Origin of the sequence: Thauera sp. AutoDN2, from assembly GCF_051280715.1 — a bacterium.
Classification (GTDB): Bacteria; Pseudomonadota; Gammaproteobacteria; order Burkholderiales; family Rhodocyclaceae; genus Thauera.
The window spans coordinates 135,275-143,633 of sequence record NZ_JBNCAR010000007.1 but is presented as its reverse complement, the minus strand read 5'-3'; the positions used below and the strand labels follow the sequence as shown (position 1 = coordinate 143,633).

Below are 8,359 nucleotides of genomic sequence, written 5' to 3'. Positions count from 1 at the left end.
AGCCAGCGGCGCCGGAGCAGCTGGCGCTGTTGTAGTGGCATTTTTGAAAGTCCGCTCTAGCAAAAACAAGCACTTGCGAGCGTAACTGTCGAACTCGGGTGTTCGGGATGTCCTGGTCGGTGTAGGGCGCACCCTTGTCGATGCGGACGAAGGCTTGCGACAGAATCACGCGCCCCCACCCCGGCCGCCGCCAGTCTACGGTGAACTCGGCACCGGTCATGCGGAAATCGTTGCCGTTGAAAAAGTAGAAGGCCTTCTGGCCGAGCGCGAACGGCTGGAAATTGGACGGAGACTCGGCCTTGCAGGCCGCAAGCTGGTAGTCGTCCGGCAGCGTGCCGAGATCGAAGCCCTGCGGGTAGGTCCTGCAGCTCCGGTCGTCGATGAAGCGCTCGTAGTGCTCGCGGAAGACCCGTGCATCCAGCGTCAGCCCCAGGGAGGGGAGCTGCGCCATGTAGCCCAGGTCGACGAAGCGCATGCGCTCCGCCTCGAGTGGCCCCAGGCTCCGGAACAGGATCCGGCGGATCAGGTCCCCTTCACGGTATGTCTGGAACGCACGCGACTCCATCAGACTCGGGGCCCGATACGCCGTGCCGGCCGACACCCGCAGCGCAGACGTCTGGTCCAGCATGTAATTGGCCGCAAGCCGCGGGGAGAACAAGCCGCCGCTGTAGTGATGATCCTCGAAGGTCCCGCCAAGATTCAGCCGTAGGGCCTCGATGGGCCTCCACTCCACGCTGCCGAAGATCTGCCCATGGGTCGCGTCGAGCCAGTCGCTCGTACCGAAGAGCCCCAGCGATCGCGCACGCTCCGAGCGCAGGCCCAGGCCGAGCATGCCGGTCAGGGATGCGGACAGGCGCGTGCTGTATTGCAGCTCGAGGTCGTTGCGTTGCACCTCGCTGTCGCGGTCTGTGCCGAAAGTGTGCAGCACGCCCGCAGGGTCGACCTGGCGCACCGGCCAGTTGCCCCGGGAACGCTCGTTCTGATGATAGAACTGCACACTCAGCAGGGAGTCGATGCCAATCGCGCGCTCCCAACCGGCCTGCAGATACAGGGAACGGTCGCGTTCGACATGCTCGGGGAAGTCATCGTAGTCGGGCGATCCGCGCCAGCTCGGCCCCTCGCTGAAGCCCAGCTGTAGCGCGAGGCTATCCTGCGGCGTCATCTGCAGCGCCGCATTGAAGTTCGCCACATTACGCGTCAGCCTTTCCGCCCCGTGCCAGCGCTTGAACGTGGGCAGATTCTCGAAATGGGATTCGAAATTGACCGCCGAGCGGCGCGAAGCCGAGAGCCTCCAGTCGAGTGCGCCCTCAGCCGCGCCGTTGATGCGAACCCCGTAGTCGTAGAAGCGGTCCTTGCCGGCGCGCAGGATCACCGTCTTGCCCGCCTCCGTCGCTGGCGCACGGGTGATGAGGTTGATCACCCCCTGGTAGGCATTCACCCCATAGGCAGCGCCGTTCGGCCCACGCACGACCTCGATGCGCTCGATATCGTCGACGCGCAAGGGCAGGCTGTCCCACCGGGTGTCGCCCCACAGCGGGCTGTTGATGGTGCGCCCGTCGATCATGACCTTGATCCGGCGATCGTAAGCATCGCCGAGCCCATGACGCGCGACCGAAGGCTGCGAATCGGCGATATCGGCGACCAGAAAACCAGGTGCCAGACGCAACAGATCGTGGATCTCGGTAAAACCCGAGGCCGCGATCATCTCGCGATCGATGATCGTGACAGGCGCTGGCGCATCCAGCGGCGACTGCGCAAGTCGCGACGCCGTCAGCACGAGCGGGATCTCGTCGAAAAAGGGGCCGCTCGCCCTCACCGCCGGCGCGAGCAGGCAGGACGACGCGAGCAAAGCCGCGACGGTCCTGTGCATGCCACGCCTGCCCCCCGAATACAATCTCTTCATGCCTCGCTCTCTCTGCAGGCTCGGTTTACCCACGCTCCGTCCCCTGACGCCTCCGCGCTCCACGAGCCGGATTGTGCCCGGAACGGAAACACTGCAGCGGGGCATCCGGCTCGGCCAGTGAAGCACGTCACGCCCTCGCTGGCCGGAACGGCAACGCCTTATTGCGGATCAGCTGCGGTAATCCGCGTTGATCTTCACGTAATCGTACGAAAAATCGCAGGTCCAGACGGTCGCCGCGGCATCGCCGCGCGCAAGATCGATGCGCACCGTGAGTTCGGCGTGCTGCATGATCCGTGCGCCGGCCGCCTCGACATAGCTCGCCGCCCGCCCGCCGTGCTCTGCCACGAGCACGGATTCCTCAGGACTGCCAAGCCACACGCGCAGCTTTGACACGTCGAGATCATCGATACCCGCATAGCCGATTGCAGCGAGGATGCGTCCAAGGTTGGGGTCGGAAGCGAAGAAGGCGGTCTTGACCAGGGGCGAATGTCCCACTGCGTAGGCGACCTTGCGGCACTCCTCCCGATCCTTGCCCCCCTCCACGGCAATAGTCATGAACTTGGTCGCCCCCTCACCGTCGCGCACGATGGCCTGAGCAAGCGCGATCGAGACCTCGACCACCGCATCGCGCAGCACCTTGTAGTCGGCACTCGCTGCGTCGGTGATCTCGGCATTGCCCGCAGCACCGGTGGCGATGAGCACGAAGGAGTCGTTGGTCGAGGTGTCACCATCCACGGTGATGCTGTTGAAGGACAGGTCGGCCGCTTCCTTGACCAGCCCCTCGAGCAGCGCCTGGGACACTGCCGCGTCGCAGGCGAGAAAGCCGAGCATGGTCGCCATGTTCGGCTTGATCATGCCCGCCCCCTTGCTGATACCCGTGAGCGTGACCGTGCAGCCGCCGATCTGCACCTGCTTCGACACTGCCTTGGCCAGCGTGTCGGTGGTCATGATCGCATGCGCAGCGTCGAACCAGCCCTCGGCGCGCAGGTCGGCCACCGCCCTCGGCAGACCCGCGACCAGTCGGTCCATGGGCAGCGGCTCGAGGATCACCCCGGTCGAGAACGGCAGCACTTGGCCGGCCTCGATACCCATCTCCTGCGCCAGCGCGGCACAGGTGGCATTCGCGTTGGCCAGGCCCGGCTCGCCGGTACCGGCATTGGCCACCCCCGTGTTGATCACCAGCGCGCGGATCGCGCCGCCCGCAAGGTGCGCCTTGCACACCTGAACGGGCGCGGCACAGAAGCGGTTCGTGGTGAACACGCCCGCGGCGCGGCTCCCTTCTTCCAGCGCGATGACCGTGAGATCGCGGCGGTTGGCCTTGCGGATGCCCGCCTCGGCAACACCAAGGCGGACGCCCCCAACGGGCAGCAGATCGGCGGGGTTCGGGGTGTTCAGATTGACGGCCATGCGGATCTCCGGAAGTGCACACACCGGCAGCGGGAAGGCCGGCGGCGTCGAGTCGCCGAATGATAGCGGATTCAGGCTACCGGAAAGGGTTTGGCGCAAGCGGCGGAAACGCCGCACGCCCCCCCGCCCCGTCTGCCAGGCCGGCAAGCCGATGCGACAGGCATGCCTACAACGCCGGATGACCGCTTTCATGCGGGCCAGCGCAGCGAAAAACGTCGACCCGAAATACGTGCGCATGACCGCGTGCCTGAACGAACGAGGGGGACGGCTCCTTCCGGAACCGCCCCCCTCGTTCGCTCACACCCTTACCCGGCGCGGACAGTCGTCCTCCCCGGGCCCGGCTCAGCTGAGCTTACCGTGGCAGTGCTTGTATTTCTTGCCCGAGCCGCAAGGGCAGGGATCATTGCGCCCGACCTTGGGGCCGGCGTTGACCTGCGGCTGCGCCGCTCCTTTCTCGCCATCGCCCGTGCCCAGTGCCTCGTCATAGTCGGCATGCTGATACTGCACGTTCTCGACCTGCTGCGGCTTCTCGGCTTCTTCGAGCTGCGCCTCGGTGCGGATCTGCACCGTCATCAGGATCTTGGTGACGTCGGCGCGCACGGTGTCCAGCAAGGACTCGAACAACTCGAAGGCCTCGCGCTTGAACTCCTGCTTGGGGTTCTTCTGCGCATAGCCGCGCAGGTGGATGCCCTGGCGCAGGTGGTCCAGCGCGGCGAGGTGCTCGCGCCAATGGTTGTCCAGGCTCTGCAGCATCACATTGCGTTCGAACTGGTGCCAAGCCGCCGGATCGACGATCGCCGTCTTGGCGGCGTAGGCTTCCTCGCCGGCCTGAATGACGCGCTCCAGGATGGCGTCGTCGTCCAGGCTGGGCTCGGCCTTCAGCCATTCACCCACCGGCACGCGCAACTGGCACTCGCCGAGCAGCGCCTGTTCCAGTGCGGGGATCTCCCACTGCTCCTCCACGCTGTCGGCAGGGACGTAGCGGCGGAAGATCTCGTGCAGCACGCCCTGACGCATCGCGCGGACGGTGTCCGAGATGTCCTCGCTCTCGAGCAGTTCGTTACGCTGCTGATAGATCACCTTGCGCTGGTCGTTGGAGACGTCGTCGTACTCGAGCAACTGCTTGCGGATATCGAAGTTGCGCTGTTCGACCTTGCGCTGCGCCGACTCGAGCGAGCGCGTGACCATGGCGTGCTCGATGGCCTCGCCCTCGGGCATCTTCAGCCGCACCATGATCGCGTTCAGGCGCTCGCCGGCGAAGATCTTCATCAGCGGGTCTTCCAGCGACAGATAGAAGCGGCTGGAACCCGCATCCCCTTGCCGGCCGGCGCGGCCGCGCAACTGGTTGTCGATGCGGCGCGACTCGTGGCGCTCGGTACCGATGATGTGCAGGCCGCCGTTGGCGATCACCAGGTCGTGCACCTTCTGCCAGTCGGCGCGCAGGGTGGCGATCTTCGCCTCCTTGTCGGCGTCGGACAGGTTCGCATCCTCGCGCACGGCAGCAACCGGCTTCTCGATGTTGCCGCCGAGCACGATGTCGGTGCCGCGACCGGCCATGTTGGTCGCGATGGTCACCATGCCCGGACGACCGGCCTGGGCGACGATCTGCGCTTCGCTGTCGTGCTGCTTGGCGTTGAGCACCTGGTGGGCGATCTTCGCCTTCTTCAGTTCCGCAGCGAGGAATTCGTTGGTCTCGATCGAGGTGGTGCCCACCAGGACCGGCTGGCCGCGCTCGACGCAGCCGCGGATGTCCTCGATCACCGCATCCCACTTCTCCTTCGCGGTGCGGTAGACCTTGTCGTTCCCGTCCTTGCGCTGCATCGGGCGGTTGGTCGGGATAACGACCGTCTCGAGGCCGTAGATCTGCTGGAACTCGTAGGCTTCGGTGTCGGCCGTGCCGGTCATGCCGGCGAGCTTGCCGTACATGCGGAAGTAATTCTGGAAGGTGATCGAGGCCAGGGTCTGGTTTTCGGCCTGGATACGCACACCCTCCTTGGCCTCGACCGCCTGGTGCAGGCCGTCCGACCAGCGCCGGCCGGCCATCAGGCGGCCGGTGAACTCGTCGACGATCACCACCTCGCCGTTCTGCACCACGTACTGCTGATCCTTGTGGTAGAGGGCGTGCGCACGCAGCGCGGCATACAGGTGGTGCACCAGCAGGATGTTGCCCGGGTCGTACAGGCTGGTGCCTTCGGCCAGCATGCCCATGCGCACCAGGATCTGCTCGGCGGTTTCGTGGCCCTGCTCGGTAAGCAGCACCTGATTGGCCTTGAGGTCGACGGTGTAGTCGCCGGGCTCGAGCACCGCGTCCTTGTCGTCCAGCCCGCCTTCCTGCCTCTTCAGCATGGGCGCGACCTGGTTCATCTTGAGGTAGAGCTCGGTGTGATCCTCGGCCTGCCCCGAGATGATCAGCGGCGTGCGCGCCTCGTCGATGAGGATGGAGTCCACCTCGTCGACGATCGCGAAGTTGAGCCCGCGCTGCACACGCTCATTTGCCGCATAGACCATGTTGTCGCGCAGGTAGTCGAAGCCGAACTCGTTGTTGGTGCCGTAGGTGATGTCGGCTGCGTAGGCGGCCTGCTTCTCGTCGTGCGGCATGCGCGACAGGTTGCAGCCGGTGGTCAGGCCGAGGAAACCGTAGATCCGCCCCATCCACTCCGCGTCACGACTGGCCAGATAGTCGTTGACCGTGATCACATGCACGCCCTTGCCGCCAAGCGCGTTGAGGTAGGCCGGCAGGGTCGCGACCAGGGTCTTGCCCTCGCCGGTGCGCATCTCCGCGATCTTGCCGTTGTGCAGCACCATGCCGCCAACGAGCTGGACGTCGAAGTGGCGCATGCCATGCACCCGCTTGCCGGCCTCGCGCACCACCGCGAAAGCCTCGGGCAGCAGGGCGTCCAGCGTCTCGCCGTCGGCCACGCGCTGGCGGAACTCCGCGGTCTTGCCACGCAAGGCCTCGTCGGACAGGGCGGCCATCTCCGGCTCGAGCGCGTTGATCTTGCGCACGGTGCTTTTGTATTGGCGGATGAGGCGGTCGTTGCGACTACCGAAAATCTTCTTGAGCAGGCCGGAGATCATGTTTTGGGGTCGAGGTCGATTCGGCAAAGGCGGGAGTTTATCATGGCAATCCGATGCACCTCATCGCGCCTCCATCGGGACCGCGCCTCGCCCTACATGAGCAATCCGCTACGACGCTTTCTTGGCAGCGGCGAAACCCTCGCCCGGCTGCAGGACCACGCCAGCCGGCTGCGCCGCCTGCAAACCGCGCTGGAGTCCGCGCTCGCCACCGCCCTGCCGGCGCAGGCCATCGCGCAGTACCGGGTGGGCAACCTCAAGGACGAGCATCTCGTGGTCTTCGCGCAGACGGCCGCCGCCGCAGTGCGCCTCAAGCAGATCCTGCCTCGCCTGACCGAGCACTTGCGCATGGCGGGCCATAGCGTGCAGGGCATCAAGGTGCGCATTCTCAGCCCCGACGCTATGCCCCCTCCCGAGCGCCCCGCCACGCAGCGCAAGCTCTCCGGCGCCAGCCTCGACCACCTCACGGATTTCGCCGCCTCGCTACCCGCCGACTCCGAGCTGCGCAGCGCGATCGAGCGCCTCGCACGCCGCGCCCGAACGCAATGACGCGCCCGCTGCGGCCGCGGCCGCGGCGCTCAGGCATGGGAAGTGGCTGACCGGCACCATACGCGCCCGCTGATCACCACACAACTCGGCAGTCACGACAGCGGAAGACTAGATCATCGGCGCCAGAATGCGCTCGATCGCGAACAGGGACAGAAACACGAAGATGAGCACGACCGCAGCGCGAAAGGCTTTCCACGCCCAGGCCTTGTAGCGCGGGTTGCCGGTGAGTTGCCACAGGATCACCGAGCCGCCGATCGCGAGCACTGCCAGCAGCAGGAGCAGGCGCATGATCAGCATGCCGGGGCGCCTCCCGGCGCCGCGGGACGAGCGTTTCGTTTCATGCAGCAACCGACTGTGCGCATGCGCATCGTCATGCGAAGGCGTGGCCCAGGGGTGCGAACTGGTGCGAGACGGCGGCCGGCGTGACGGCTTCTCGCTCGAAGCTGACGATCTCCCAGGCTTCCTTGTCTTCCAGCAGCACGCGCAGGATCTGGTTGTTCAGCGCATGCCCCGCCTTGTGGGCGGAGTACGCCGCAAGCAAGGGGTGGCCACACAGGTACAGGTCGCCGATCGCGTCCAGCACCTTGTGCTTTACGAACTCGTCCCCGTAGCGCAGCCCTTCGGCATTGAGCACGCGGTACTCGTCCATCACGATCGCGTTCTCCAGGCTGCCGCCCAGCGCGAGCCCGTTGGCGCGCATGAACTCCACGTCCTGCATGAAGCCGAAGGTGCGCGCCCGCGCGACGTCGCGGACATAGGAGTGTTCGGCGAAGTCGATCATGACCTTGGTCGAGGTCGAGTCGATTGCGGGGTGGTTGAAGACGATGGAAAAGGAGAGACGGAAACCGTCGTACGGCTCCAGCCGCACCCACTTGTCGCCCTCGACGTACTCGACAGGCTTCTTCACGCGCAGGAATTTCTTCGCCGCTTTCTGCTCTTCGATGCCCGCGGACTGAAGCAGGAAAACGAAAGGCGCCGAGCTGCCGTCAAGGATGGGAATCTCGGGCGCGTCGACGTCGACGTGCAGGTTATCGATGCCAAGGCCTGCAAGCGCGGACATCAGGTGCTCGACCGTGCCGACCTTTTGCCCGCCCTTTTCCAGCCCGGAGCACATGCGCGTGTCGCATACCGAATAGGGGTCAGCAGGCAGGGTCAGAGGGGGATCCAGGTCGATGCGGTGGAAGACGATGCCGGTGTCGGGCGCCGCCGGGCGCAGGCTCAGGTTGACCTTGCGCCCGCCATGCAGACCGACCCCCGTGGCCTTGACGATGGATTTGAGGGTGCGCTGCCTGATCATGGTCTTTTCCTTTTGCGAACGCGGATTTTATCACGCACCCCCGGCAGGTCCCGGCTATCGCTCCGATACGGAACGGCTCTTGCGAAAGCGGATGTTGCAAAGCAGCAACCATAAAGCGAAAAACCCGC

At 65.5% G+C, this 8,359-nt stretch carries 6 protein-coding genes; 1 reads left to right on the top strand and 5 read right to left on the bottom strand.

Translation table 11 applies throughout. The annotated features are described in order from the left end of the window. The 3 genes from ACPT9U_RS06625 to secA all read right to left on the bottom strand — a co-directional run. Positions 1-1,870 (bottom strand): TonB-dependent receptor plug domain-containing protein (locus ACPT9U_RS06625; RefSeq protein WP_435750291.1); only part of this gene is annotated, 1,870 nt, incomplete at its 3' end. A 201-nt stretch (positions 1,871-2,071) separates the two neighbouring features. Continuing rightward, positions 2,072-3,310, bottom strand: a complete 1,239-nt coding sequence (gene argJ / locus ACPT9U_RS06620; RefSeq protein ID WP_435750290.1) for a bifunctional glutamate N-acetyltransferase/amino-acid acetyltransferase ArgJ — start codon at positions 3,308-3,310, stop codon at positions 2,072-2,074. 342 nt (positions 3,311-3,652) lie between these two features. Continuing rightward, complete coding sequence (gene secA, locus ACPT9U_RS06615; RefSeq protein ID WP_435750289.1) at positions 3,653-6,388, bottom strand: preprotein translocase subunit SecA; 2,736 nt, start codon at positions 6,386-6,388, stop codon at positions 3,653-3,655. A gap of 42 nt (positions 6,389-6,430) precedes the next feature. Between secA and ACPT9U_RS06610 the strand changes: the two genes are divergently transcribed. Then, entirely contained in the window at positions 6,431-6,934 is a 504-nt protein-coding gene (locus ACPT9U_RS06610; RefSeq protein ID WP_435750288.1) for a DciA family protein, read from the top strand. Between the two features lie 108 nt (positions 6,935-7,042). Here the strand turns inward: ACPT9U_RS06610 and ACPT9U_RS06605 are convergent, their stop codons facing one another. Together ACPT9U_RS06605 and lpxC are read right to left on the bottom strand one after the other, a co-directional pair. After that, a complete protein-coding gene (locus ACPT9U_RS06605; RefSeq protein ID WP_418364209.1) occupies positions 7,043-7,231 on the bottom strand; it encodes a hypothetical protein in 189 nt (62 codons plus the stop codon). Positions 7,232-7,304: 73 nt separating this feature from the next. Then, positions 7,305-8,231: a UDP-3-O-acyl-N-acetylglucosamine deacetylase gene (lpxC, locus tag ACPT9U_RS06600; protein ID WP_418364210.1), complete on the bottom strand. Its 927-nt coding sequence runs from the start codon at positions 8,229-8,231 to the stop codon at positions 7,305-7,307. Positions 8,232-8,359 lie beyond the last annotated feature (128 nt).